This window comes from Polynucleobacter arcticus (genome assembly GCF_013307205.1).
GTDB lineage: Bacteria > Pseudomonadota > Gammaproteobacteria > Burkholderiales > Burkholderiaceae > Polynucleobacter > Polynucleobacter arcticus.
In genome coordinates, this window is record NZ_CP028940.1 from 149,482 (window position 1) to 175,444 (window position 25,963).

24 protein-coding genes are annotated in these 25,963 nt (G+C 45.8%); 16 read left to right on the forward strand and 8 right to left on the reverse strand.

Translation table 11 applies throughout. The features are described from left to right. The first annotated feature begins 9 nt into the window (after positions 1-9). The 10 genes from murD (at position 10) to lpxC (ending at position 11,453) form a co-directional block, all read left to right on the forward strand. The gene (gene murD / locus DN92_RS00855) at positions 10-1,629 is read left to right on the forward strand and encodes a UDP-N-acetylmuramoyl-L-alanine--D-glutamate ligase (protein ID WP_173959475.1); all 1,620 of its coding nucleotides are present in this window, start codon (positions 10-12) and stop codon (positions 1,627-1,629) included. Next, positions 1,626-2,897, forward strand: coding sequence for a putative lipid II flippase FtsW (gene ftsW, locus DN92_RS00860; protein ID WP_173959476.1), 1,272 nt, complete (start codon positions 1,626-1,628; stop codon positions 2,895-2,897). The genes murD and ftsW overlap by 4 nt, the downstream gene beginning before the upstream one ends. Beyond that, a complete protein-coding gene (gene murG / locus DN92_RS00865; RefSeq protein ID WP_173959477.1) occupies positions 2,894-3,967 on the forward strand; it encodes an undecaprenyldiphospho-muramoylpentapeptide beta-N-acetylglucosaminyltransferase in 1,074 nt (357 codons plus the stop codon). The genes ftsW and murG overlap by 4 nt, the downstream gene beginning before the upstream one ends. Continuing rightward, positions 3,964-5,400 (forward strand): UDP-N-acetylmuramate--L-alanine ligase, encoded by a 1,437-nt coding sequence (gene murC / locus DN92_RS00870; RefSeq protein WP_173959478.1) that lies wholly within the window; start codon positions 3,964-3,966, stop codon positions 5,398-5,400. The genes murG and murC overlap by 4 nt, the downstream gene beginning before the upstream one ends. 16 nt (positions 5,401-5,416) lie before the next feature. Continuing rightward, on the forward strand, positions 5,417-6,406 hold the full coding sequence (locus DN92_RS00875) for a D-alanine--D-alanine ligase (protein ID WP_415836359.1): 990 nt from the start codon (positions 5,417-5,419) through the stop codon (positions 6,404-6,406). Further along, a complete protein-coding gene (locus DN92_RS00880) occupies positions 6,403-7,269 on the forward strand; it encodes a cell division protein FtsQ/DivIB (protein ID WP_173959479.1) in 867 nt (288 codons plus the stop codon). The genes DN92_RS00875 and DN92_RS00880 overlap by 4 nt, the downstream gene beginning before the upstream one ends. A gap of 9 nt (positions 7,270-7,278) precedes the next feature. Further along, a complete protein-coding gene (gene ftsA, locus DN92_RS00885; RefSeq protein WP_173959480.1) occupies positions 7,279-8,508 on the forward strand; it encodes a cell division protein FtsA in 1,230 nt (409 codons plus the stop codon). Positions 8,509-8,553: 45 nt separating this feature from the next. Further along, a complete protein-coding gene (ftsZ, locus tag DN92_RS00890; protein WP_173959481.1) occupies positions 8,554-9,894 on the forward strand; it encodes a cell division protein FtsZ in 1,341 nt (446 codons plus the stop codon). A 115-nt stretch (positions 9,895-10,009) separates the two neighbouring features. Beyond that, entirely contained in the window at positions 10,010-10,510 is a 501-nt protein-coding gene (locus DN92_RS00895; RefSeq protein ID WP_173959482.1) for a peroxiredoxin, read from the forward strand. Between the two features lie 28 nt (positions 10,511-10,538). After that, positions 10,539-11,453 (forward strand): UDP-3-O-acyl-N-acetylglucosamine deacetylase, encoded by a 915-nt coding sequence (lpxC, locus tag DN92_RS00900; protein ID WP_173959483.1) that lies wholly within the window; start codon positions 10,539-10,541, stop codon positions 11,451-11,453. Positions 11,454-11,482: 29 nt separating this feature from the next. Here the strand turns inward: lpxC and DN92_RS00905 are convergent, their stop codons facing one another. After that, positions 11,483-12,016, reverse strand: coding sequence for a hypothetical protein (locus tag DN92_RS00905; RefSeq protein ID WP_254598307.1), 534 nt, complete (start codon positions 12,014-12,016; stop codon positions 11,483-11,485). A 24-nt stretch (positions 12,017-12,040) separates the two neighbouring features. Here DN92_RS00905 and secA point away from each other — a divergent pair, with 24 nt between their 5' ends. The 4 genes from secA to DN92_RS00925 all read left to right on the forward strand — a co-directional run bounded on the left by secA (position 12,041) and on the right by DN92_RS00925 (position 17,421). Beyond that, positions 12,041-14,812 (forward strand): preprotein translocase subunit SecA, encoded by a 2,772-nt coding sequence (secA, locus tag DN92_RS00910; protein ID WP_173959484.1) that lies wholly within the window; start codon positions 12,041-12,043, stop codon positions 14,810-14,812. 71 nt (positions 14,813-14,883) lie between these two features. Beyond that, the gene (gene argJ / locus DN92_RS00915) at positions 14,884-16,119 is read left to right on the forward strand and encodes a bifunctional glutamate N-acetyltransferase/amino-acid acetyltransferase ArgJ (protein WP_173959485.1); all 1,236 of its coding nucleotides are present in this window, start codon (positions 14,884-14,886) and stop codon (positions 16,117-16,119) included. Positions 16,120-16,130: 11 nt separating this feature from the next. Then, positions 16,131-16,991, forward strand: coding sequence for an ATP-binding protein (locus DN92_RS00920; RefSeq protein WP_173959486.1), 861 nt, complete (start codon positions 16,131-16,133; stop codon positions 16,989-16,991). Between the two features lie 13 nt (positions 16,992-17,004). Continuing rightward, positions 17,005-17,421 (forward strand): NUDIX domain-containing protein, encoded by a 417-nt coding sequence (locus DN92_RS00925; RefSeq protein ID WP_173959487.1) that lies wholly within the window; start codon positions 17,005-17,007, stop codon positions 17,419-17,421. Here the strand turns inward: DN92_RS00925 and zapD are convergent. The 6 genes from zapD to DN92_RS00955 form a co-directional block, all read right to left on the reverse strand. Next, the gene (gene zapD, locus DN92_RS00930) at positions 17,418-18,128 is read right to left on the reverse strand and encodes a cell division protein ZapD (RefSeq protein WP_254598308.1); all 711 of its coding nucleotides are present in this window, start codon (positions 18,126-18,128) and stop codon (positions 17,418-17,420) included. The two genes, DN92_RS00925 and zapD, sit on opposite strands and share 4 nt — an antisense overlap. 53 nt (positions 18,129-18,181) lie before the next feature. Then, entirely contained in the window at positions 18,182-18,748 is a 567-nt protein-coding gene (gene coaE, locus DN92_RS00935) for a dephospho-CoA kinase (protein WP_437342752.1), read from the reverse strand. A gap of 74 nt (positions 18,749-18,822) precedes the next feature. Continuing rightward, on the reverse strand, positions 18,823-19,323 hold the full coding sequence (locus tag DN92_RS00940) for a prepilin peptidase (RefSeq protein WP_173959489.1): 501 nt from the start codon (positions 19,321-19,323) through the stop codon (positions 18,823-18,825). Further along, the gene (locus DN92_RS00945; protein WP_173959490.1) at positions 19,323-20,381 is read right to left on the reverse strand and encodes a type II secretion system F family protein; all 1,059 of its coding nucleotides are present in this window, start codon (positions 20,379-20,381) and stop codon (positions 19,323-19,325) included. Before DN92_RS00945 ends, DN92_RS00940 begins: the two co-directional genes overlap by 1 nt. Before the next feature lie 5 nt (positions 20,382-20,386). Continuing rightward, on the reverse strand, positions 20,387-21,457 hold the full coding sequence (locus DN92_RS00950) for a GspE/PulE family protein (RefSeq protein ID WP_173959491.1): 1,071 nt from the start codon (positions 21,455-21,457) through the stop codon (positions 20,387-20,389). Further along, the gene (locus DN92_RS00955) at positions 21,454-22,743 is read right to left on the reverse strand and encodes an HlyC/CorC family transporter (protein WP_173959492.1); all 1,290 of its coding nucleotides are present in this window, start codon (positions 22,741-22,743) and stop codon (positions 21,454-21,456) included. Before DN92_RS00955 ends, DN92_RS00950 begins: the two co-directional genes overlap by 4 nt. 117 nt (positions 22,744-22,860) lie before the next feature. Here DN92_RS00955 and DN92_RS00960 point away from each other — a divergent pair, with 117 nt between their 5' ends. Continuing rightward, on the forward strand, positions 22,861-23,355 hold the full coding sequence (locus DN92_RS00960) for a methylated-DNA--[protein]-cysteine S-methyltransferase (RefSeq protein ID WP_437342747.1): 495 nt from the start codon (positions 22,861-22,863) through the stop codon (positions 23,353-23,355). On the opposite strand, the gene DN92_RS00965 is transcribed toward DN92_RS00960, so the two are convergent. Continuing rightward, entirely contained in the window at positions 23,352-24,332 is a 981-nt protein-coding gene (locus tag DN92_RS00965) for a squalene/phytoene synthase family protein (protein ID WP_173959493.1), read from the reverse strand. The genes DN92_RS00960 and DN92_RS00965 overlap by 4 nt on opposite strands. Positions 24,333-24,440: 108 nt before the next feature. Between DN92_RS00965 and DN92_RS00970 the strand changes: the two genes are divergently transcribed. Continuing rightward, positions 24,441-25,856 carry a high affinity choline transporter 1 gene (locus DN92_RS00970; RefSeq protein ID WP_173959494.1) on the forward strand — a complete coding sequence of 472 codons (1,416 nt, stop codon included), beginning with the start codon at positions 24,441-24,443 and terminating at the stop codon, positions 25,854-25,856. Positions 25,857-25,963: the final 107 nt, after the last annotated feature.

The following is a 25,963-nucleotide window of genomic DNA, read 5'->3' on the forward strand; positions in this document are numbered from 1 at the left end:
CCAAAGAATATGCATAACTTAAGCCAAGCCTTTGCCAATCCAGCACTGATCGCAGATGAGGGTTATCAAGCACCTCAACATTTCCTGATCTTGGGATTGGGAGAATCTGGCTATGCGATGGCTAAATGGTGTTTACGTAATGGCGCTAAGGTAAGCCTGGCGGATACTCGCAACCGTGAAAATCTCAATGAGCGACAAAAAGCATGGCTGGCAGAGCTCGAGTTTGCAGGACTCAAAGAATGTTATTTGGGCCCTCTCGAGAGCGTTCGTTTAGAAAGTATGGATGTCATCGGCATCAGTCCCGGTTTATCACCGCTACAAGAGCCTACCGCTTCTTTTCTAACTAGGGTACAAGAGCTCCGCATCGACATCTGGGGAGAGATAGAGTTTTTCGCCAGGGGAATTGCGGCATTAGATCGTATGGCTCAAATGGAGCAGTCGCAATATAAACCTGCGGTACTAGCTATTACTGGCACTAATGGAAAAACAACTACGACTGCATTAACTGGTCAATTATGTGAGCGTGCCGGTAAGCGTGTGGCTGTTGCTGGAAATATCAGTCCAGCCGCATTAGATAAGTTGATGTCCTGCTTAGATCAGTCAGATCAAATTTCCGATATGCCAGAAATCTGGGTTCTCGAGTTATCGAGTTTCCAGCTCATTTATACGAGCTCTTTTAGCGCAACAGCGGCAACGGTATTGAACATTACGCAAGACCACTTAGATTGGCATGGTGACATGCAAGCCTATAAAGATGCCAAAGCAAAAATCTTTGGACAGGATGCCATTTGTATTTTGAATCGGGATGATTCTCTGGTGATGGACTTACTCTCTTCAGAACAAAGGATGAATAGGTCAGTGATTACCTTTGGCGCCAGTCGTCCCGACGAGCAAGGTTCTTTTGGAATCGAGCATGATTTACGTGCTGGTGGAATTGACTGGTTAGTTTGGGCTGAGGTAGATGAGGATCTAGAGCCGCAACCTAAGCGTCGTCGTAAGGCTGAGGTGGTAGAGGATGAGCCCTTGAGACTCAAGCGCTTAATACCGGCTGATGCTTTGCGTATTCGTGGTCGCCACAATGCTTTGAATGCATTGGCGGCATTGGCTTTAGCAAGATCAGCTGGCTTACCAATGAATCTCTTGTTACACGGCTTACGTGATTACCATGGCGAGCCTCACCGTGTTCAAAGCGTATCGATTGTGTCTAATGTCGAGTATGTAGATGACAGCAAAGGTACTAATGTAGGCGCTACTGTGGCTGCACTCAATGGCCTCAGTGCCAATGAATCAGGTAAGCGGATTTGGTTAATTGCAGGCGGTGAAGGCAAAGGTCAGGATTTCAGTCCTTTGCGCGAACCAGCACTTCGATTTGTAAAGGGTGTTTTCTTGATAGGTAAGGATGCGCTCATCATCGCTGAGGCTTTGGCAGATACCGTTCCTTGTATTGTCAGTGAGACCTTACAAAATGCAGTGAGTGAAGCTGCCAAACAAGCCGAGTCTGGAGATATTGTCCTGTTGTCACCAGCTTGCGCGAGTTTTGATCAGTTCAGTGATTACATTGCTCGCGCTGAAGCTTTTGTTACAGAAGTTCAGGAATTGGGAATGCAGTTCGAAGGAGTCTCCATATGAGCTTGAGGGAAAAATTCTTTCCTGAGAATCGCTTGGGCCTTGGCCGCTTCTGGAATTTCTCAAGAGGCGGGATCGATAACTTCCGCAGTGGCTTGAGAGATGCAGTGTCTGGCGTAGAGCAGACTCGTTCACGCATGATGGATTATGACCAGTTATTGGTTTGGGCCGTATTGTCTTTAGCCCTCATTGGCTTAGTGATGGTCTACTCCGCATCCATTACTTTGGCTGATGGCCCTAAGTATGCAAACTACAGCAGCAATTTCTTTTTAATTCGTCATTGCATTTCATTGGCAATTGCCATTGGAGTGGGTATCTGGGTATTTAAGATTCCAACTACCATTTGGGATCGTTACTCACCAGTTATCTTTGGCTTCACAGTGCTGCTCTTGATCGCGGTGTTGATCCCAGGTGTGGGTAAGGGAGTCAACGGTGCTAAACGTTGGATTCCATTGGGTCTGATGAATTTCCAGCCGTCTGAATTAATGAAGTTTGCAGCCATTATTTTTGCTGCAAGCTACACAGTACAGCGTCAAGAATATCTCCATTCATTTGTTAAGGGCATGCTACCGATGGGTGTCGCCGTTGCATTGGTTGGTGGCTTACTCATGGCCGAACCAGATATGGGTGCCCTTGTAGTGGTCTCACTGATTGCATTTGGAATTTTATTTTTAGGCGGTATCAACGCTAAATTGTTTGGCGGACTTTTAGTTGTTGGAATCATTAGTGCAGCAACGATCATCGCTCTTTCGCCTTTCCGACAAAAACGCATCATGGCCTTCATCGATCCATGGCAGGTAGACAATGCAGCCAATAAAGGCTATCAGTTAACCCATTCACTGATGGCTTTTGGTCGCGGGGAATGGTTTGGTTTGGGACTAGGTGGTAGTGTTGAAAAACTCCATTATTTGCCAGAGGCGCATACAGACTTCATTATGGCCGTCATTGGTGAAGAGCTTGGATTTGTCGGTGTCGTAGTGATCATCTTCTTGTTCTATTGGATTGTGCGCCGCGCATTCTTAATCGGCCGTACCGCATTGCAACTAGATCGCAGTTTTGCCGGTCTTGCAGCTAAGGGCGTAGCAATTTGGATTGGCTGGCAGGCATTTATCAATATGGGCGTGAACTTGGGTTTGCTTCCTACCAAGGGACTCACTCTTCCATTGGTCAGTTATGGCGGCTCAGCAATCTTGATGAACGCAGTTGCTGTGGCAATGTTGCTTCGTATCGATTATGAAAATCGGATCTTGATGCGTGGGGGTAAGTTATGACTAAACCCTCGATCTTGGTAATGGCTGGTGGTACAGGCGGACATATTTTTCCAGGCCTTGCTGTTGCTGAATACTTGCGTATCTGTGGTTGGACAGTATCTTGGCTCGGCAATCAAAGCGGTATGGAATATCGCCTGGTTAAATCTTGTAATTTCCCATTTGAGGCTGTTGATTTTGGTGGTTTACGGGGCAAGGGTATCAAAGCTAAGCTGATGTTGCCATTTAACCTGGTCAGAGCGAGTTATCAGAGTTGGAAGATCATGCGTCGTTTAAAGCCAAGCGTGGTGTTGGGTATGGGTGGTTACATTACCTTTCCTGGTGGCCTGATGACTAAGTTATTGAAAAAACCACTCGTGTTACATGAGGCAAATTCAGTAGCGGGAAGTGCAAACCGCGCCTTGGCAAAGATTGCCATGCGTACCTTGACTGGCTTTCCGGACACCATGGCTCAAGCTGAATGGGTTGGAAATCCAATCCGTGAAGAATTCGAAGGTGTAAGTGCTCCAGCAAAACGTTATGAAGAGCGTACTGGTCCATTATCTATTTTGGTTGTAGGAGGTAGTTTGGGTGCTGCTGCCTTAAATGAGGCTATTCCAGCTGCCTTAGCCTTAATGGATAAAGAAGCGCGTCCTCATGTCATTCATCAGGCGGGTGATAAGCATTTGGCGGACCTACAAAAGCGATATGCCGAGTTAGGTTTAAAGGCTGATATTCGGCCTTTTATTGACGATATGCCATCTGCATATGCGCAAGCAGATCTAGTCATTTGTCGCTCGGGCGCGATGACCGTTTCAGAAATCGCTGCGTGCGGCGTTGCCTCTTGCTTGATTCCATTTCCCTATGCGATTGATGATCATCAGACTGCAAATGCGCGGTTTTTATCTGATATGGATGCAGCTATTCTCTTGCCGCAAGCAGATCTTAATCCGCAGGACCTAGCTTCGATGATTCAAAATTTTAGTCGTCAAGATTTACAGGCTATGGCTGAGCGTGCGCATGCGTTAGCTAAGCCGCATGCAACCCAACGGGTAGCTGAAGTATGTGCAGACTGTGCGGGAGTAGGTATATGAAACATATCGTTCAGCAAATTCATTTTGTTGGTATCGGTGGTGCGGGTATGAGTGGCATTGCTGAAGTGCTACTGAATCTGGGATATCAGGTATCCGGATCCGATTTAGCTGAAGGTGCTTCCACCAAGCGCTTAAGAGAATTAGGCGCAGTAATTCATATTGGGCACGACCCAAAAAATATTGGTACTGCTGAAGCGGTAGTGATTTCTACTGCAGTTACTGGCAACAATCCTGAAGTACTCGCTGCGCGCGCAGCGAAAGTGCCCGTGATTCAGCGTGCTGTCATGCTTGGTGAACTCATGCGACTAAAGCAAGGTATTGCCATTGCAGGTACTCATGGAAAAACGACTACCACCAGCTTAGTTGCTTCAGTTCTGGCTGAGGGTGGTTTGGATCCTACCTTCGTTATTGGTGGAAAGTTAAATTCTGCAGGTGCTAATGCGCGCTTAGGTCAAGGCGATTTTATTGTGGTTGAGGCGGATGAGTCTGATGCATCCTTCTTGCAACTCTTCCCGGCTATGGAAGTGGTGACCAATATTGATGCTGATCATATGGATACCTATCAACATGACATGGCGAGATTGAAGCAGGCTTTTGTGCAATTTATCCAGCGCATGCCTTTTTATGGTGTTGCAGTATTGTGCATCGATGATGCTAATGTAAAAGATATTATTCCTTTTGTGTCACAGCCATTATTGCGTTACGGTTTATCGGAAGATGCAGATATTCGTGCAAGTAATGTGCGCGCCGAAGGCACTCGAATGCACTTTACGGTTAATCGTAAAACGGTGCGCCGACATGGCAATAAGCCAGGTCCATTAGAGATTCAATTGAATTTGCCAGGCCTTCATAACGTACGCAATGCATTAGCAGCGATTGGTATTGCAACAGAGTTGGGTGTAGGCGATGAGGCGATTGTGAAAGCTTTATCAGAATTTAGTGGGGTAGGCCGTCGCTTCCAAAGGTATGGAGAAATTCCATTGGCGGCAGGTGGTAGCTTTACTTTAATTGACGATTATGGTCACCACCCTGTAGAAATGGCAGCTACCTTGGCAGCAGCCCGCGGCGCTTATCCAAATCGTCGTTTGGTACTGGCATTCCAGCCTCACCGATTTACACGTACTCGTGATTGTTTTGGTGAATTTGTGCAGGTACTGAAAAACTTTGATGCACTAGTGTTGACTGATGTTTATCCAGCAGGCGAAGCGAAGATTCCTGGTGCCGATGGGAAAAGTCTACTGAAGGCAGCAGTTGTAGTAGATCAGACTTTAAAGACTTCATTGGATAGTATGGCCGTAGCTTATGCGCCCACTGTAGCGGAGATGCCAGAAATATTAGTCGGCATATTACGTGATGGCGATGTTTTAATCACGATGGGTGCGGGTTCGATTTCAGGGTTGCCGCAGGCATTAGTGGGGGCAAAACATGTCTAATCAAAATCCAGTGCAGATAGCTTGGGGCGACCGAGTCAAGCATGATCTCGCCGGTCTGGATGTGAGATCACTAGGTCGGGTAGGGGTATTGCTCGGTGGCCGCTCTGGTGAGCGGGAGATTTCCTTGATGTCGGGTAATGGTGTGTTGGAGGCACTACTCTCGAAGGGAGTTGATGCACATCCATTTGATACAGGATTACGTTGCCCAACTGAATTAGCAAAAGAAAAATTTGACCGCATCTTTATTACACTGCATGGACGTTATGGTGAAGATGGCACCATTCAAGGATTGCTTGAACTTTTAGGCTTGCCCTACACGGGTAGTGGTGTATTGGCTTCCGCTTTAGCAATCGACAAAATAGCAACCAAACTTGTTTGGCTTAGTAGCAGTCTTTCTACTCCAGAATTCGAGGAGCTGAAAGCCGATAGTGACTGGAATGCAGTTGTGAAGCGTTTAGGCTTGCCTTTAATTGTGAAGCCTGCACATGAAGGCTCATCACTCGGCTTAACGAAGGTGAAATCTGTTGAAGAGCTGCCAGCAGCCTATCAGCTTGCTGCAGCAATGGATAAAAAAGTGATTGCCGAGACCTGTATTGTGGGTGACGAGTTGACTTGCCCATTAGTTGGATTTGGGTCTGATGCTGAGGCTTTGCCGGTCATTAAAATTATTCCACCAGAGGCTAATTATGACTTTCACAATAAATATTTCTCTGATGAAACTAAATACTTATGCCCAACAGACTTGGCGCCAGAGGTCAATAAAGCCGTTCAAGAATTAGCTTTAGCTGCTTATCGTGCGCTCGGTTGTAGAACATGGGGTCGTGCTGATGTGATGCTAGATCAAAAAACTGGTAAGCCTTATCTCTTAGAGATGAATACCTCCCCAGGCATGACTTCTCACTCATTGGTTCCAATGGCTGCCAAAGCGGCTGGTGTTGATTATGCAGAATTAGTCCTCTGGGTGATAAGTCAGACTCTGAATAGTAAAGGGGTTAGATCAGCATGAGTCGGATGAGTTCATTCTTAAATAGTTTTGGCGAAGTCTGTACCTCGCTTGCATCTCCAATTTGGAATTATCCAGAGCGGATGCAAAAGTTGAGCCGATTCTTGTTCCGCTGCTTTGCAATCATGGTTTGTATTGGCATCTTAGTTTGGTTAAGTCAGCGTCCAGTATTTTCTTTGCGCCAAGTGGTCATTGAGCCAGTAGCTGGTCAGACGCTAAAACATATTAATAAGCCAGTTGTGAAGCAGCAAGTTTTAGATACGGTTCAAGGAAACTTTTTTAGTGTGAAGCTAGAAGATGTCAAGCGTGGATTTGAATCCATGCCTTGGGTGCGCCATGCGAATGTACGAAGAGTGTGGCCTAACGGATTAATTGTCAGCATTGAAGAGCAAAAGCCGTTTGGTTCTTGGGGTGGAGTGGATAGCCAAACCCTGATGAACACCCATGGCGAACTTTTTGCAGGTCGTGTTTCTGAAGTGGGTGATGGAATAACGCTCATTGATTTTCATGGACCAGATGATGCCAGTAAAGAAGTGATGCGCTTGTATGAAAAAGCGAATACCTGGTTTAAGCCATGGGATGCTGAGGTAAAGAATTTAACTCTATCGGAGCGCTATGCCTGGCACGTCAAGCTCTCTAATGGTATGAAGGTTGAATTTGGTAGGGATGAAGAAAATTCGGACAAAACATTAACCGAGGAGCGTGTCGCGCGCCTCTTTAAATATTGGCCACAGATTCAAGAGAAATGGGCTAATCGCGTAGATGCAATTGATCTTCGCTATGCCAATGGTTTTGCAGTACATCTTGCTTCGGCAAGCTTGAAAAAGAATGAAGTAGATGGCAAAAAAAGTGAGCAGAAGCAATGAGGAATAAGCATGAGTAAAGACAATCGCGATTTATTGGTCGGATTAGATATTGGAACCTCTAAGGTGGTTGCTTTGGTTGCCGAATTGGCACCCGATGGTCAATTTAATGTTGTTGGCGTTGGCCAAACTGCATCCAAGGGATTAAAGAAGGGTGTTGTTGTCAATATTGAGGCAACTGTTCAATCCATTCAGAAGGCGCTTGAAGAGGCTGAAGTTATGGCTGATCGCCAGATCGTTCAGGTCTTTACCGGTATTGCTGGAAACCATATTGTGAGTTTTAACTCCAGCGGTATGGTGGCAATTCGTGATAAAGAAGTGAGTGCTGGTGATGTTGAGCGCGTCTTGGAGACTGCTAAGGCAATCAATATTCCAACGGATCAGCAGATTTTGCATATTCTCGTTCAAGAATTCATTATTGATGGGCAGGAAGATGTGCGCGAGCCAATTGGCATGAGTGGTCTTCGCCTTGAGGTCAAAGTACATATTGTTACTGGCGCTGTCAGTGCTGCACAAAATATTGTGAAATGTGTACGTCGTTGTGGCCTAGAGGTAAACGATCTTATCTTGCAACCTCTGGCATCAAGTCTTGCAGTGCTTACCGAAGACGAAAAAGAACTTGGAGTGGTATTGGTAGATATTGGTGGTGGCACAACCGATATTGCTATTTATTGTCAGGGTTCTATTCGTCATACGGCAGTTATTCCGATTGCAGGTGATCAAATTACCAATGACATCGCAATGGCCTTGCGTACCCCAACAATTGATGCAGAAGATCTGAAGATTCAATATGGTATTGCTCGCCAAGATATGGCCGATCCAACGACCATGATTGATGTGCCAGGTGTTGGTGATCGTGAGCCTCGCCCTATGTCAAAGCAAGCCTTAGCTGCCGTGATCGAGCCACGTGTCGAGGAGTTGTTTACTTTAGTGCGAGGCGTAGTTCGTGATTCTGGTTACGAAGATATGGTGTCCTCAGGAATTGTGCTGACCGGTGGAACTTCATTAATGCCGGGAATGGTTGAGCTTGCTGAGCAAGTGTTCTTGCGTCCTGCCCGTATCGGGACTCCAGAGTATCGCGGTCACTTACATGAAGTTTTGCGTAGCCCACGTTTTGCTACCAGCATTGGTTTATTAATGGAAGGTCAAGCGCAGTTGTTGCGTGGCCGTCGAGTATCTCAGTCTGGCGCGTTGCAAAGTGTGATTTCGCGCATGAAGGAATGGTTCGCAGGAAATTTTTAAGTTTTTCGTCGTCGTCAATGTAGTACTTATTACCTAGGAGGGTATATGGAATTTGAAATGTTAGATCAAGAGACAGCTGGCAAAACCATCATTAAAGTGGTTGGAGTTGGCGGTGCAGGTGGTAATGCAGTTCAGCACATGATTCGTCGCGGTGTTAACGGCGTAGAGTTTATTTGCATGAACACCGATGCTGGCGCGTTACAGCGTTCCGAGGCATCTGTGAATTTGCAACTAGGTTCTAGCGGACTCGGTGCTGGCGCAAAGCCTGAAATTGGTGCAGCTTCCGCTGAAGAAGCGCGTGCACGCATTGCAGATACATTGCAAGGTGCACACATGGTCTTTATCACTGCTGGTATGGGTGGTGGTACGGGTACCGGGGCAGCTCCAATTGTTGCTCAAGTTGCTAAAGAAATGGGTATCTTAACTGTAGGTGTCATTAGTAAGCCATTTGATTTTGAGGGTGTAAAGCGCCTCAAGGTTGCAGAAAACGGTGCCGCTGAACTTGAGTCTTATGTTGACTCACTGATTGTAGTTCTCAATGAAAAGCTTTTTGAAGTCATGGGCGAAGATGCTGAGTTTGATAAAGCTTTTGCTTGTGCTGATGACGTACTGCACAACGCTGTTTCAGGTATTGCAGAAATCATCAACGTACAAGGTTTGATCAACGTTGACTTTGAGGACGTGAAGACTGTAATGGGCGAGCAAGGTAAGGCGATGATGGGAACTGCCACAGTTTCTGGCATGGATCGTGCACGCTTAGCTGCTGAGGCTGCAGTTGCATCACCATTGCTTGAAGGGGTTGATTTGTCTGGTGCGCGTGGCGTACTCGTTAATATCACCGCTAACCGTTCATTGAAATTGTCTGAGACTCGTGAAGTGATGGCAGCGATTCGTGGCTACGCCGCAGATGATGCGACCGTAATCTTTGGTACTGTGTATGACGAGAGCTTAGGTGATGCCTTGCGCGTTACTGTTGTTGCTACTGGTTTGAATAATCCACAAGCACGTCAAAGTCATCAGCCGGAAGTGGTTTGGAGACAAGCTACTGGTACGCATGATGCGATGCCAACAATGGCTGATCTGAACAGCTTTGCTCCAGCAAGCGCTTCAGCAGCAATTAGTAAAAGTGGATTAGATTCAGTCTTAAGCACTAGCGCTGGTTTGGCAATGACGGGTGCAGGTAGTGCACCTTCAATGGCCGCTCAACCAGTATCAAGTGGCGTTGATTACAGCCAATATGATTTGCCACGTGTATTCCGTAGTTCGCGTGAAGCTACACCAGCTCCTACATTAGGGGCTGATAGCTCACCACAGGCTAAATCCATGCTTGATAAAGGTGCTGATTACTACGAAATTCCAGCCTTTTTACGTAAACAAGCAGACTAAACCACTGCTCAATACAATAAGTAGTTGCAAAATGCCAGCGCGGCGCCCCTCCGGACGACGAATCCCGCGCTAGCGTTGGCATACTTATGACAACTATTTATTCATTGGAGATCTTATGATTGCAGTCGGACAAAAATTACCAAACGCTACCCTCTACGAGTTTTTGGATGAGGCAACTGAAGGCTGCTCTATTGGACCTAATGCATTTGAAGTGGAGAAGCTTACTGCTGGCAAGAAGATAGTGATCTTTGCGCTACCAGGTGCGTTCACACCAACCTGCTCTGCAAAGCATGTCCCTAGTTACGTTGAGCACTTTGATGCCATTAAAGCAAAAGGTGTTGACGAGATCTGGTGTATTTCTGTAAATGATCCATTTGTGATGGGTGCTTGGGGTCGCGATCAAAAGGTAGGAAATAAGATTCGCATGTTGGGCGACGGTAGTGCTGAATTTACCAAGAAGCTTGGTCTGGAATTAGATTTAACTGCTCGTGGTTTAGGTGTTCGCTCTGATCGTTACGCCATGATTGTTGAAGATGGTCTAGTGACAAGTTTAGATCGTGAAGCACCTGGCAAGTTTGAAGTAAGCGATGCCGCTTCAGTTTTGAAGAAGCTTTAAAAAACTATTCCTGAATTTAGACAAGATCATGATCAAGCAACGCACTATCGCTACACCGATTAAAACCGTGGGGATTGGCTTGCACTCTGGGCGCAAGGTGACTTTATCTATCAAGCCTGCGCCGATAAATTCAGGAATCTTATTTGTACGTATGGATACGCCGGAGCAATCCGTTGTTCCGGCTACCGCCTTAGCTGTATGCGATACCCGTCTTGCTTCAGTAATTCAAAAAGACGGGGTACGCGTTTCCACTGTCGAGCACTTACTCTCTGCTTGTGCAGGCTTGGGGCTTGATAACTTATTTATTGAGTTGGATGGTGAAGAGGTTCCCATCATGGATGGTAGCGCTGCTTCATTTCTATTTTTAATTGAATCTGCCGGTATTGCTGAACAAGAAGCGCCACGACAATTTGTAGTGATTAAAAAGCTGATTGAAGTGCGAGAGGGTGACAAGCTTGCACGACTAGAGCCTTTTTTTGGGTATAAGTTAGATTTCACAATCGACTTTAAACATCCAGCCGTAGATAAGACTGGACAGCGTTTTTTAGTAGATTTTGCGGAGCACGCTTATCGAAGTGAAATTGGTCGCGCACGCACCTTTGGTTTTGCTCACGAGGTTGAGGCATTACGTGAAATGGGTTTAGCCCGCGGCGGTAGTTTGGATAATGCGATTGTGCTAGATGAACACCGCATCTTGAATAACGAGGAATTGCGTTATGAGGATGAGTTTGTTCGTCACAAGATCTTGGATGCGATTGGGGATCTCTATTTAGTTGGACATCCTATTATTGGTTCGTATGTCGCCGAAAAATCAGGGCATGCTCTCAATAACGCACTTTTACGCAAACTTTTGGCGGACTCTAGTTCTTATGAGATTAGTAGCTTCCCAGAAAACAAGGCTCCTGCAGCTTATTCCAAAGAGAGTCAGCCGCTCTTTTTCTAAAAACCCTCTTCTGAAGGGTGTAATTATCTTTATTTAGGCTTACTTTGAAGAAGGCGCTCGACCGCCTTGCGTAAGTCAGAGTCTGGGGCTAATTTTTCTATCAAAGACTCCCAAGATGCTCTTGCTACCGCATTAAATCCCTTGGATTTTGGCGTTGACAGATGACCTTCCCGGGGCTTGATTTCCCAGGCGGGAGTCGCCGGCCTTAGACGCACTTTAATGGCAGTACAAACCACTCCATTTTTAGCTAACTCATTGATTAAGCTAGGTAAAACTTGCTGAAGCCTAGTGGCAACGCTTGCCCCAGCGACCATTAAAAATAGCTCATTTTGACTACCAGAGCGCCACCCAGCCTCAATTTTAGAGGCCAAGCTCTCTAAATCAAGCTCAGATAGGGCTGCTTTCAGAGCAATTTTGAGTTTAGCTAGATCTTCCGTTTTGGCCAAAATTCCACCCAAACCTTCGGAATTACGAAGATAGTCCAGCCAATCGTGGGCTGCTTTCGTAGGTTTAGATTTAGGGGCAAAGTTCATATAAAAATAGGGTGCGGGTGATAAACTCAAGGTCTTAATTTACTTCAATATCCCATGGTAATCGGTCTTCTTAAAACCCTAGTTGGCAGTCGTAATGACCGTCTCCTAAAACAGTATCGCAAAGTGGTTGCCAAAGTTAGCGCTTTTGAGCCTAGCATGCAAGCTTTGGATAATGCCGCACTGCAAGCAAAAACTGCCGAGTTTAAGGCACGTTTGGCTGCGGGTGAATCATTAGATGATTTGGCGCCGGAAGCTTTTGCAGTGGTTCGAGAAGCCAGCTCCCGCGTCATGAAGATGCGCCATTTTGATGCACAGATGATGGGTGGTCTTGCACTGCATCAGGGCAAGATTGCTGAAATGGGGACCGGTGAAGGTAAAACCTTAACCGCAACACTTCCCGTGTATCTGAATGCATTAACCGGTAAGGGTGTTCATGTCATTACCGTGAATGATTACTTAGCTCAACGTGATGCTGAGTGGATGGCAACGCTTTATAACTTCTTAGGTATGAAGGTCGGCGTGAATCTCTCTCAGATGGATCACATGACTAAGCAAGAAGCTTATGCCGCTGATATCACCTACGGCACCAATAATGAATTTGGTTTTGATTATTTGCGCGATAACATGGTGCAGGATTTAGGTCAGCGTGTACAGCGCGGCTTAGCCTATGCGATTGTTGACGAGGTGGATTCCATCTTGATTGACGAGGCGCGCACTCCATTAATCATCTCGGGTCAGGCTGAAGATCATACTGATCTCTATATCAAGATCAATGCCTTGCCTGCCTACTTAGAGCGTCAAATCGGAGAAGAAAAAGCCGACGGTACTGGTGTTGAAAAGCCGGGCGACTACTGGATTGATGAAAAATCGCAGCAGGTGTATCTAACAGAGCGAGGTCATGACAAAGCTGAGACAGTTTTAGTTGAACTCGGCGCTCTCAATGATGGCGATTCTCTGTATGCCCCTCAAAATATCACCTTGATGCACCATGTCTACGCAGCATTGCGTGCACATACTTTGTATAACCGCGACCAACAATATGTTGTGCAAAATAATGAAGTCATTATTGTTGACGAGTTCACTGGCCGTTTAATGCAAGGCCGTCGTTGGTCAGATGGCTTGCACCAAGCTGTTGAAGCCAAAGAAGGTGTGCAGATTCAGAATGAGAATCAGACCTTAGCAACTATTACCTTCCAAAATTACTTCCGTATGTACGGTAAGTTAGCTGGTATGACGGGTACTGCTGATACTGAGGCGTATGAGTTCAAGGAAATTTATAGTCTTGAGACTGTAGTTATTCCGCCCAATCGCATCAGCCAAAGAAAAGATCGTCAAGATCAAATTTATAAGACTTCACGCGAGCGCTACGATGCAGTGATTAAGGATATTGAGGATTGCTATCAACGCGGTCAACCCGTATTGGTTGGCACTACTTCAATTGAAAACTCCGAACTGATTGCAGGTTTACTGGATAAACGTCAGTTGCCACATCAAGTCTTGAACGCTAAACAGCATGCCCGTGAAGCGGAGATTATTGCGCAGGCCGGTAGACCGAAGATGATCACCATTGCTACCAATATGGCTGGTCGTGGAACGGATATCGTCTTGGGCGGTAACGTTGGTAAGCAATCTTCTTTGATTGATGCAGATAGCAGCATCTCAGATACGGACAAGGCTAGCAAGATTAAGACTTTGCAAGAAGAGTGGCAAAGTCTTCATGATCAGGTTTTGGCTGCCGGTGGCTTACACATTATTGGTACAGAGCGTCACGAAAGTCGTCGTATTGATAATCAATTGCGGGGGCGCGCAGGTCGCCAAGGCGACTCTGGTTCCTCACGCTTTTATCTTTCTTTAGATGATTCGCTTTTGCGCATTTTTGCTGGAGATCGTCTACGTGCAGTGATGGATCGTCTCAAAATGCCGGATGGTGAGCCTATTGAAGCCGGCATGGTGACCCGCTCCATTGAATCTGCTCAGCGCAAAGTTGAGGGTCGCAACTTTGATATTCGTAAGCAGTTATTGGAGTATGACGACGTCGCTAATGATCAGCGTAAAGAAACTTATCGCCTGAGAAATGAAGTATTAGAAAGCGTTGATGTTGGCGAGTTGACTGCTAATTTGCGTGATGATGTACTGCGTACGATTTGTGCTTTGTATGTTCCCCTGGAATCGATGGAAGAGCAGTGGGACCTGGTAGGACTGGAAAATGTCTTAGCTAGCGATTGGGGTTTAACTATCGATCTGAAAACTTGGGTTGAAAATGCAGCATCCATGGATGATGAGCAGATTGTTGATCGTGTATTAGAGCGCGCAAAAGAATTTTACGATGCCAAAGTTGAGCTTTCCGGTCGCGCTTCATTTGCAGGATTCGAGCGCTCCGTTTTGCTCTACAGCTTAGACACCCATTGGCGCGAGCATTTAGCTGCGCTGGACCATTTACGTCAAGGCATCCATTTACGTGGTTACGCCCAAAAAGATCCAAAACAAGAATATCGTCGCGAAGCATTTGAGTTATATGGTGAATTTCTGAATGTCGTTAAAAATGATGTTGTGAAAAGCATCATGACCGTACAGATTCGTAGTGCAAGCGAGTTAGATCAAGCTTCTGAATCGATCAATGAGGATTTGGCCAAGCTCTCCGACGTAAAGTATCAGCATGCAGATGCAGGTGCGGATCGCGAGGTAGCTGGTTCAACTGGCGATCGTGGTGCGGCAATTGATATTGCTCCTGCACCATTACGTGCTGGGCCCAAGATTGGCCGTAATGATCCTTGCACCTGCCGTAGCGGCAAGAAATATAAGAACTGCTGCGGCGCACTAAGCTAATTTCAATAGGCTCCTAGAAAGAGCTGTCGAATTCGACAGCTCAGTAAGCCCTCATCTACAATTGTCAGACAATGACAGTGAACTTACCCCTCCCCCAAAAAGACCATTTGAAGCCTGTTAAAGGTTTTCAGATGGGCATCGCAGAAGCCGGTATTAAAAAGGCAAATCGTAAGGATCTTCTGGTGATGACTTTAGCCCCCGGATCCCAGGTTGCGGGTGTCTTTACCTTAAATCGTTTCTGTGCCGCACCGGTTCAAATTTGCAGAGAACATTTAGCCCAAGATGGGGCTCAAGGTGAGATTCGTGCTTTGGTAGTGAATACTGGAAATGCGAATGCAGGGACTGGTGAGCAGGGCATGAAAGATGCTTTAGCAACTTGCGCGGCACTAGCAAAAGAGTTGAATTTAAATCCAAAGCAGATCCTACCTTTCTCTACAGGTGTCATTTTGGAGCCCCTACCGATTGCTAAGTTGATTGATGCTTTACCTAAAGCAGTTGCAAATTTAGGTGAAGATCATTGGTTCGATGCCGCAGAGGCCATCATGACAACGGATACGCAGGCGAAAGCCACATCTGTCACTGTGCAGACGCCTGCTGGCGTGGTCACTATCACCGGTATCTGTAAGGGTGCTGGGATGATCCATCCGAATATGGCGACTATGTTGGGCTTTATTGCGACAGATGCTGGTTTTGCGCCGGGACTGTTAACTAACTTGACTCGCGAGATTGCCGATCTCTCATTTAATGCAATTACGATTGATGGCGATACCTCAACTAATGACTCATTCATCATTATGGCTACGGGTCAATCACCGGTACAGATTCAATCTGCCGATGATCCTAGTTATGGTCCAGTTCGTGTAGCTTTGATTGACCTTGCACGTAAGCTGGCTCAAATGATTGTGAGAGATGGTGAAGGCGCAACTAAATTTATTACGATTGACGTGCAGGGCGGTAAGACTGAAGAGGAATGTCGCCTGGTGGCAGAAGCAGTGGCCCATTCTCCTTTGGTAAAAACAGCCTTCTTTGCTAGTGATCCTAATTTAGGCCGCATTCTCGCAGCCATTGGTTATGCTGGTATCACCGACCTTGATGTCGATCAAGTGCAAATGTGGCTTGGTGATGTGTGGGTAGCTAAGAATGGTGGTCGTAACCCCGATTATCAAGAAGCTGATGGTCAAAGGGTAATGCAGGCAGAAGAAATTACTGTCAAGATTGATCTGGGTCGTGGATTAGCGCAACAGACTATGTGGACTTGTGATTTATCGCATGATTATGTTTCTATTAATGCTGATTACCGCTCATAGGGAATTATCAGATGAATGAAAAACTAGAACAACTTCTGAGTCATCTTGAGACATTTTTACCAAAGCAGTTAACTGATGAGCAGTGGCGATCTACAACTGCTTTTAGATGGCGCCGTCGGGACAGCATCTTTGGTAGCATTGGATTTTTGCAGCCGGTAAAACATGTAGCGGATATTTCCTTCGAAGATCTAAAAAACATTGATCGTCAACGTGATGCTATTCGCGATAATACAAGAAACTTTATTGATAAAAAGCCAGCAAATAACATCTTGTTGACTGGTGCACGTGGCACAGGAAAATCTTCTCTCATTAAGGCCAGCTTGCATGAGTTTGCTTCTCAGGGCCTGCGCTTAGTCGAAGTCGAAAAAGAGCATTTAGCTGATTTAGCTGACATCACTGATTTACTGGCTGATCGACCAGAGCGCTTTATTATTTTCTGTGATGACCTTTCATTTGAAGATGGCGAATCGGGCTATAAGGCCATGAAGTCGGCGTTAGATGGCTCTGTGTCCGCTCAAGTCGACAATATTCTGATTTATGCAACCTCGAATCGTCGTCACCTGCTGCCTGAGCATATGAAGGATAACCTGAGCTACTCTCATAGCGATGATGGTGAGATACATCCAGGTGAAGTGGTTGAAGAAAAGATTTCTCTATCAGAGCGCTTTGGATTATGGCTTTCTTTTTACCCGCCCAAACAAGATGAGTATCTTGAAATCGTTGCGCATTGGCTTCGTCATTTTGGTTTAAGTGACATGCAGATAGAAAGCGCGAGAGCTGAGGCATTGGTTTGGGCCCTAGAGCGTGGCTCGCGTTCTGGTCGAGTAGCTTGGCAGTTTGCTAAGCATTGGGCTGGAACGCATACCGCTTAAGAAGCTACCTGTGATGAATGAATTAAATCGTCCTGTTACTGAAGTTGCCGCTGGAATCTTGTTAGATGTAGAAGGGCGCTATCTCCTCGGTCAGCGACCTGAGGGTAAGCCTTATGCGGGTTATTGGGAAGTTCCAGGCGGAAAAATTGAAAGTGGAGAATCTGTATTTGCAGCTCTTAAACGTGAATTACAGGAAGAGTTGGGAATTGATATTGAGTCTAGTGAAGAGCTCGTTGTCCTAGAACATGATTATCCCCACGCTTATGTGCGTTTACACGTCAGCATCATTCGAGAGTGGAGTGGGGTGCCTAAAGGATGCGAGGGGCAGTTGCTATCTTGGCAGTTACTTGGAGATGCAATGCCAACGGTTGAGCCTCTATTACCAGCGGCATGGCCAATGTTAGAAAAACTTAGGCTACTAAAAGTCTAGAGTTGGCAGAGGGTAAGCCTAAAGGCTACATCCTGATTGATAATTTGGGGTTTTTTATCTAGATCTGCTTTTAGAAAACGGACAGATAGTAAATACTTATTGGCGCTAATCTCAGAGAAGAGGGAATCATCTTCTATTGCAATGCGCATCAATTGGTATATCTTGCCGGACGGCGCTTGTTGATACGAGCCCTGATGTGCAACTACATCTTTTGCTTCGCCAGATTGACGTAACAAGCGTAAGAAAATTTGACAAGCTTCATGCCATGGCAACAACGGTGCAACGTATTTTTCTAGTAATTCTCTACGTTGAGTCGACGGCGTATTTTTCCAAGCATGGTAGCTTGGTAAATCGATTGGACTAGTTCCGCCCGGGATATTTAATCGTGTACGAATAGCATTGAGCCATTCGCTTTCACTAATAGCCGCATTCGGTTTACCCATAGACTGATTAATATTTAGTGCAGCTTTATCAATTTCAGCTAGCGTTTGTGAAAGCGCTTCTTGGTCTACTTTTTGAGAAGACTTTAAGCCATTTAAGGCATACTTCTGACGCTCGAATTCTTTGAGCAATAAAGATTTGACGTCGCCTCGAGATCCAATGTCACCCAAATCAAACAACATAGCAATCGCATTGTGGTGAAGCTCGGGATCGTCAGAACGAAGGAAGTGGTTGAAGCGGGCGAACAAATACTCTAGCCGAAGCATGCTTCGGACTAATTCATTGAAGGGGTATTCGTAGACAATCACAAGCCTATATTCTATGACGAACTCAGGCGTCCCGGCTGAATTGCGAGTATTTCTTGGTGCAGATTGAACACCTTGGGTTTGAGTTCATCCAGGCTACCCTGATTTTCAATCACTACAGTAGCAGCAGCTAGGCGATGATCTCTGCTGGTTTGTGCTTTAAGAACGCTTTCTACCTCTGAGCGAGTCATATTGTTGCGGTGCATCACTCTTTGGATTTGAGTCTCTTGTGGGCAATCCACCACCACAAGATAGTCAATCAGATTTATCCATAAATTGGATTCCATTAAGAGGGGGACAACAAAAACAAGGTACGGCACTCCAGAATTCGCAAGCGCTAAGGCCTGCTTAGAGGCTTCTTGCTGAATCAAGGGGTGAGTAATTTGCTCCAGGGACCGCCTTGCTTTGGGATCTGCAAAGACCAAAGCACGCATTTTTGGGCGATTCAGGGCGCCTTGGGAATCAATCAATTCCACTCCAAATACCTCAGTAATAAATGGGATGGCTTCCCCACCAGGCGCAGTAACTTGATGAGAAATCCGATCTGTGTCGATGATCCCTGCCCCAAGTGCCCCCAGCATGTCGCTAACTGTAGTCTTACCAGACCCAATGCCACCAGTTAAGCCAACTAAAGGCAATAACCCTTTTAAAGCTTTTAAATCAGCCTTGGCAGAATGGTGGTTGGAATGAGTTGAGGCCATAACAACTCAATGATGCCAGCAAACGCCAAAAATGGGCCAAAAGGAAAGGCTTGATGTAGCCGATGACGATGCAATAAAAGCCAAGCGATACCACCGAGCAGTCCTGCAATGGAGGCTATTAAAAGTATGCTCGGGAGAGCTCCCCAGCCAAGCCAGGCACCCAATGCTGCTAAGAGCTTTGCATCACCCATGCCAATTCCGTTGCGGTGTTTCAGTAGGCGATAGCCAGCATTCAATAACCAGAGCGATCCATACCCTAAGGCTGCCCCAAGGATTGCAGAAGACGCTGATACAAAGCGGAGATCAGGGACCAAGTTAATGGTGATGCCCAGAAAAATCAGGGGGAGTGTAATGGCATTCGGTAGGCGAAAACTACGCCAATCGACATAGGCTAAGTAAAGTAAAGCCAGTATCAATATGGATTGAATGATCCAGAGGCTTGTTGTGTGATCCACTAAACGATTTGCCCTAAATTAAAGATGGGTAAATATAGAATTATGACTAATGTACCAATGATGACTCCTACTATTAAGATAAGTACAGGCTCCAGGCTTTGGCTCAGAGTGTTTAGTTGACTGCTGAGCTGCGAACCTAGAGTGCCGGCACGTTTATTCAACATTTCAGCCAATTCGCCACTTTCAGCTCCAATATGCAGTAGTAGTAATGTTTCCATATCCAGTAGGCGTAACTTGGGGTCTGCCCGCTTGAGAGAGTCCCCCAAAGGCCAGCCACGAGTAAGGTGTTTAAATATCTCGGCACTAAAGTCATGGCTTACCCAGTGGTTACTAGATTGTGCAGTTACTCTTAGTGCATCTGGAAGTGGTAAGCCAGACTCCAATAAATGACCTAAAGTTCGACACCAATGACTCAGTGTTGCTAGCCTAAATAGATTGCCAAAAAATGGCATTCTCAATATTACGGCATCACAGTATTTTTGGAGCAAGCTAGATTTAAGCCATGCAAAGAAAAAGCTTGCGGCAATGATTAAGGTCGTTGTGAGTAAAGCTATGTAGTAATCTTGAATTCCTGTGGAGATGGTAATGAGCACTCTAGTGGGTGCCGGCAGCTCTGCTTGAAAGTTACCGAAGACCTCTTTGAAGACAGGCACAACCCAGATCATCATCACCAGCACCAATAAAAAAGAGGTTGCGAGGGTAATTACAGGATAAGTCAGGGACTGCTGTACTTTTCTCCGCAATTCAATTTGAGCTTCTAGTTGTTGCGAAATCGTTCGCAGTGCCAAACTAAGATCACCAGATCTTTCGCTTACCCTAATGAGATTTGAAAACTCTTGACTAAATCTCCCATCTTGAGCGCCTAAGCAAAAAGAAAAGCTATTACCTTTTTGAAGAAGGGAGCGAATACTTTCTAACCAAATCTGCCAAGATTTTGGTGCAGACTGAATCAAGAGTTGGATGGCATTGAGCAAGGGTAGTCCAGCTTGAAGCAAGACGAGCATTTGCTCAGCAAAATGCAGTTGTTCGGACTGACTTAACTTTTTATTGAAAAACATATTGATTAATGCCAAGTGCCAAGCTCGGAATCTAGGGAAGCTTGATCGATTAAACCAGCTTGGACTGATTGCATACCAGCAGAGTAGATATCTAGAGGATGAGCTGATTCCAGTAACTGCTTGCTGCTCAAAACTTCGTGCACACCAAGGCGCCCAAAATAACCCGAATCATTGCAAACACGGCAAACGGTTTTTCTAGGAATTTGGCGGCATTGCTCACAGCATTTACGAACGAGCCTTTGTGAGGTGATGCAGCGAAGACAGGACTCAATTGACTCTTGATCAATACCTAGACTTTTGAGCCTACTTAAAGCACCGATTGCATTGCGTGTATGCAAGGTACTAAGAACCAAATGGCCTGTTTGCGCAGCTTGAATGGCTAGTTGTGCGCTTGCGGTATCGCGGATTTCACCAATCATGATGACATCGGGATCTTGCCGTAATAGGGCGCGAATAATCGTTGGAAAGTCCAAGCCTGCTTTGGGGTGGTAGGCTACTTGATTGACGCCGGGAAGCCGAATTTCAATTGGATCCTCCACAGAGCAAATATTACGTTGTACACAGTTCAAAGTACTCAAGCAGCTATATAGCGTTCTTGTCTTGCCACTTCCTGTTGGCCCAGTGACCAAAATTAATCCATTAGTTTGACGAATTGCATTCTGAAATATTTCTAGCTGCTCTGGTAGCAGACCAATTTGATCGAGTCTAAGCTCATCAAGGCGGCTTGGCAGAATACGGATTACGGCTTTCTCACCATGCAGCGTGGGAAGAATGGATACTCGGCAATCGATATTGGGATAACTAAAGTCATGGCCAATAGCAAGACGTCCATCTTGTGGCAGTCGTTTTTCTGCAATGTCTAGACGCGCCAATACCTTAATGCGTGTAATTAAACGTTCGTGTAGATCAATGGGGTATTGGTTTTGTAATGCCAGGCGACCATCTACCCTCACACGCACTACAGTTTCTTGAGATCTAGCCTCAATATGAATATCCGTGGCCCGAGCATCCAACGCATCCACAGCGATAGCATGCCAGGTACGAATAATATGAGAATCATGTAGTAATTCGCTCAATCTTGATTTGGTTGAGTAAGGGGTCGGTATAGCTTCACTGTTTTTACACCATGCTCATCGAACTGAACGATTTCCATCACCACCCCAGCAATCCGAATACTGACATCGTAATCAGGGATGGCTTCAAGCTTTTCTAGGATGAGACCATTTAAGGTGCGAGGCCCATCGAGCGGAAGATCAAGCTTGAGAAGGCGATTTAAATCTCGCAAGGAAGCAGTTCCGCTAGAGAGATAGGTGCCATCAGTAAGCCAGTGAGGGTCATTAGAGAGATTGGAGAACGAGGTGGTGAACTCGCCGATTAATTCTTCAACAATATCTTCAAAGGTAACCAAGCCAAGCACTTCACCATATTCATTTACTACCAAACTTAAACGTTGTTGGTTATCTTGAAAAAATTGCATTTGCTGTAAAACAGGCGTTCCACTTGGTATGAAGTAGGGCTCATTCAGCAGGGACCGAAAGTCCTCATGCTGAAGCTCTGCATTCCCTAATAGCGAAAGTGCTTTTTTTACAGAGAGAATACCAATAACGCGCTCAGAATCACCATCGCAGACAGGGAGCTTGTTGTGATAACAAGTTTCTAGTTGCTGCATCACTTCATCAATCGGCCTGGAGAGATCAAGTACTTCAATTTTTGAACGAGGTGTCATGACATCGTCAACTAAAATATTTTCAAGGTTGAACAAATTTAGCAAAATGTTGCGATGATGAGTGGAGACAAATCGATTGGACTCAAGAACTAAGCTTCGCAACTCTTCTTTACTCATCACTCTATTGTCGGTGGAGGTTTGCAAACCAGACACTCTCATTAATCCGGAGACAAAACTGTTGATGAACCACAGCAGTGGTTTCAGTAGAAAAGTGAGCGGAAGAATAATCCAGCCAACATTGCTAGCAATCTTTTCTGGAAATGCTGCTCCAATCACTTTTGGCGTGATCTCACTAAAAATAATGATCAGTAACGCAACTACTAAGGTGGCAATTGATAGCACAAGGCCGCTATCACCAAAAATATGAAGAGCAATACCTGTGACCAATATTGGCAGGATGGTATTAATGAGATTGTTGGAAATGAGCAGTACTGATAACAGTGAGTCAATCCGCTTCAATAATCTTTCGGCGAGCGCGGCTCCAGCATTGCCACCATTAGCCATAGCGCGAAGGCGATGGCGATTGGAAGACAACATACTGGTTTCGGCCATGGAAAAAAAGCCGGATAGTGCGAGTAAAAATAGGACTAAAGCGACTTGGCCAATAAAAGGCCAATCATCAAAAAAGGTGTCCATGAGGCTTGCCTGCAAAGAATAAGGAGCAACCAATATAGCAAAGTGCGATTTCACTAGCTATAGGCGCACGGGAAATGCGTATAAATACCTTCTTTAATCTATGTCAGAATCCTCTGTATGCCGACCTCTCAATTTATCGAATATTGCGTAATACCAGCCCCCTTTGGTTGCTTGGGCGTGCAAACCGAGATGGTGGAGGGGAGTTTGATGATCTCGAAAATTGATTATTTGCCTCCCAACAGCACATTAAGTGACCCCAGTAACCATTTGGCGAAGGTGTTTTCAAGGCAGTGCGAGCAATATTTCAAAAATGCCTCTTCTGGTTTTGACCTCCCGCTCAAGCCTGCTGGTACAGTGCATCAGCAAAAGGTATGGGCTGCCGCTCAAGGTATTAGCGCAGGTAACACCATCACCTATGGCGAGATTGCAAAATGGATTCAGAGTGGGCCACGCGCAGTTGGAACTGCCTGTGGTGCCAATCCATACCCGCTTGTTATTCCATGCCACAGAGTAGTCTCTGCCCAAGGTCTTGGGGGTTTTATGAAGGAAGATGGACCAGGTTTTTATCGCCAGATAAAGCTTTGGCTTCTAAATCACGAAGGTGCGCTTTAACGGCTTGCCACCCAGAGTGCTCTCAGACGACTGGAGGCAGCATAAAAAAATGATTTGATGAGGAAATCTTGACTAGCAGCGAGTTTGGTACAGCCATAAAAAATCCAAACCGTATTTCGAGAGAGCTTCAGCTCAGACTTATTACTAAATTCTTTTCTTGTAGCAATTTTTTCTAGTGTCATGACAGCAAGGCCAAATGCTAAGAAGCAAAAACGCCTCATACCAATTTCTTTTTTTGGAATCAGCAGGATATAGCTCAAAGAGTCCTGCAGTTTTTCGTAGGCAATCTGGAGAAGCTCAGCCTGGCTCATCTGCGCAGGTTGCCAAGAAACGCCACGTGCGCGGTCTTCTGGCGAGTCTTTCAAGATATTCGTCATTTGCAATGCTTGACCAAAGGCTAAGGCAAGCTTCTCATGACCGCGAATGTGCTTTGCAAATTCGGGTGAATAGTGCCCGAAGATAGTCGTAAGTAATTCTCCAACTACGCCTGCTACGACATAGCAATACTCTTCAAATTCAACCAAGTCTTTTAGACCATATTGATTTTGACGATGATGAAAATGCGACATACCACTAGACATAATCAAAATGCAGCGACCAATAGCCTTCTGATCTCTGGTTTGAAAGGTATGCAGAATACGAAGCACTGTTGGGGTGTGCGCAATTAAATCGAGCTCATCAACATTGGAGTAGCCCCTTAAGGCATCTAGGCAAGGGGTCACGAATGCGGTCACAGGGATGTCACCAAGAACCGCATCTAAGAATAGCTTGGATAGATGCTGCTTCTCAGTTGGACTGAGTTCAGCTGCATCTTCGATGGTGTCGACGATGCGACAGAGCAAATAGGTGTTCCCAACCACCACTTCAATAGCTGGAGGCAGTAGGGGAATGGTGAGTGCAAAAGTGCGCGATACAGAACCCAAAATCGCCTTTTGATAGGCAAGATCGATATTTGGGTTCTCTTGGCTGGAATTCACCCATGAATTATGTCAGACAGACTCGCCCAAACTGGGCTCTTATCGATTAAATGACATAAGTAACAAAGCCATATAATTCATGCAAATTCCTGAAGGAGACGTTGGGCGATGCTGATTTGGTTTGTCGTCATTTATTGGGTGATATCTGTCGGTATCGGTCTTTGGGCCGCGCTCAGGGTTAAAAACACCGCAGATTTTGCAGCCGCTGGCCACAGCCTCCCATTGCCGATTGTTACTGCTACTGTATTTGCCACTTGGTTCGGTTCTGAAGCGGTACTAGGTATTCCAGCTACTTTTCTGAAAGAAGGGCTTGGTGGAATAGTCTCCGATCCCTTCGGTTCTTCAATGTGCCTGATCTTGGTTGGCCTCTTTTTTGCTCGCCATCTATACAACCGTCGCATGCTGACGATTGGTGATTTCTTTAGGGAAAAGTATGGTCGTACGGTAGAGGTTTTAGTCACACTCTGTATTGTGGTTTCTTATTTGGGTTGGGTTGCTGCGCAGATTAAAGCCTTGGGCTTAGTCTTCAATGTCGTATCTGATGGCGGTATCTCTCAAACTGGCGGCATGTTGATTGGTGCAGGTAGCGTGTTGATCTACACCCTCTTCGGTGGCATGTGGTCAGTAGCGATCACCGACTTCATTCAGATGATCATCATTGTGGTGGGCATGCTTTATATTGGCGGTGAGATAACAGCCCAAACTGGGGGTGTTGGTGTGGTGCTCGAGCATGCATCTGCTGCCGGACAGTTCTCCAACTTCTGGCCAGACATGAACCTCGCCTCCATACTGGGATTTACGGCTGCCTTATGCACCATGATGTTGGGTTCGATTCCGCAGCAGGATGTTTTTCAACGGATTACTTCATCCAAGAATGTCAATATCGCGGTGCAAGCAGCTTTATTGGGTGGCGTGCTGTATTTCATTTTTGCCTTTGTCCCGCTATTTCTCGCCTACTCAGCCACCATCATTGACCCGGATTTAGTAAAGCAGTATCTCCATACGGATCCACAAATGATTTTGCCTAAGCTAATCTTGAATCACGCGCCATTGATTGCCCAGGTCATGTTTTTTGGCGCCTTACTATCAGCTATTAAAAGTTGTGCCAGCGCTACTTTGCTAGCCCCTTCTGTGACGTTTGCAGAAAATATTGTGAAGGGCTTTTATAAGCAGCTATCAGATCAAGCCTTATTGAAAGTCATGCGCATTACGGTCCTCTGTTTTACAGTCGCCGTAACCTTTTTTGCCATTAACTCTGAGTTATCGATATTTAAGATGGTGGAGAGCGCTTATAAAGTCACTCTAGTTGCTGCTTTTGTGCCCTTGGCGTTTGGGGTGTACTGGTCGAAAGCCAATTCTCTTGGTGGATTGTTGTCTGTTCTGGGCGGTCTCACTGTCTGGATTGCTTGCGAAATACTAGCCCCCCATGCCATCCTGCCCCCTCAATTGGCTGGACTTTTCGCAAGCATCGTCGGCATGCTCTTGGGGGGATTGCTACCTAGGGCGCAATTGAGCCCCAATTGATTGGCTAGTTACACATAAAGTGCTCAAAAATTAGGCATAAATATTTTGTTGCACTGCAAAATATTCTCCACTAATATGACATTAATTCAATATTTCTTATCTTTATG

Coding starts and splice junctions, on each gene's coding strand:
- murD (WP_173959475.1), top strand. CDS start 10: ATGCATAACTTAAGCCAAGCCTTTGCCAATCCAGCACTGATCGCAGAT.
- ftsW (WP_173959476.1), top strand. CDS start 1,626: ATGAGCTTGAGGGAAAAATTCTTTCCTGAGAATCGCTTGGGCCTTGGC.
- murG (WP_173959477.1), top strand. CDS start 2,894: ATGACTAAACCCTCGATCTTGGTAATGGCTGGTGGTACAGGCGGACAT.
- murC (WP_173959478.1), top strand. CDS start 3,964: ATGAAACATATCGTTCAGCAAATTCATTTTGTTGGTATCGGTGGTGCG.
- DN92_RS00880 (WP_173959479.1), top strand. CDS start 6,403: ATGAGTCGGATGAGTTCATTCTTAAATAGTTTTGGCGAAGTCTGTACC.
- ftsA (WP_173959480.1), top strand. CDS start 7,279: ATGAGTAAAGACAATCGCGATTTATTGGTCGGATTAGATATTGGAACC.
- ftsZ (WP_173959481.1), top strand. CDS start 8,554: ATGGAATTTGAAATGTTAGATCAAGAGACAGCTGGCAAAACCATCATT.
- DN92_RS00895 (WP_173959482.1), top strand. CDS start 10,010: ATGATTGCAGTCGGACAAAAATTACCAAACGCTACCCTCTACGAGTTT.
- lpxC (WP_173959483.1), top strand. CDS start 10,539: ATGATCAAGCAACGCACTATCGCTACACCGATTAAAACCGTGGGGATT.
- secA (WP_173959484.1), top strand. CDS start 12,041: ATGGTAATCGGTCTTCTTAAAACCCTAGTTGGCAGTCGTAATGACCGT.
- argJ (WP_173959485.1), top strand. CDS start 14,884: ATGACAGTGAACTTACCCCTCCCCCAAAAAGACCATTTGAAGCCTGTT.
- DN92_RS00920 (WP_173959486.1), top strand. CDS start 16,131: ATGAATGAAAAACTAGAACAACTTCTGAGTCATCTTGAGACATTTTTA.
- DN92_RS00925 (WP_173959487.1), top strand. CDS start 17,005: ATGAATGAATTAAATCGTCCTGTTACTGAAGTTGCCGCTGGAATCTTG.
- zapD (WP_254598308.1), bottom strand. CDS start 18,128: ATGCTTCGGCTAGAGTATTTGTTCGCCCGCTTCAACCACTTCCTTCGT.
- coaE (WP_437342752.1), bottom strand. CDS start 18,748: ATGCTGGGGGCACTTGGGGCAGGGATCATCGACACAGATCGGATTTCT.
- DN92_RS00945 (WP_173959490.1), bottom strand. CDS start 20,381: ATGTTTTTCAATAAAAAGTTAAGTCAGTCCGAACAACTGCATTTTGCT.
- DN92_RS00955 (WP_173959492.1), bottom strand. CDS start 22,743: ATGGACACCTTTTTTGATGATTGGCCTTTTATTGGCCAAGTCGCTTTA.
- DN92_RS00960 (WP_437342747.1), top strand. CDS start 22,861: ATGCCGACCTCTCAATTTATCGAATATTGCGTAATACCAGCCCCCTTT.
- DN92_RS00970 (WP_173959494.1), top strand. CDS start 24,441: ATGCTGATTTGGTTTGTCGTCATTTATTGGGTGATATCTGTCGGTATC.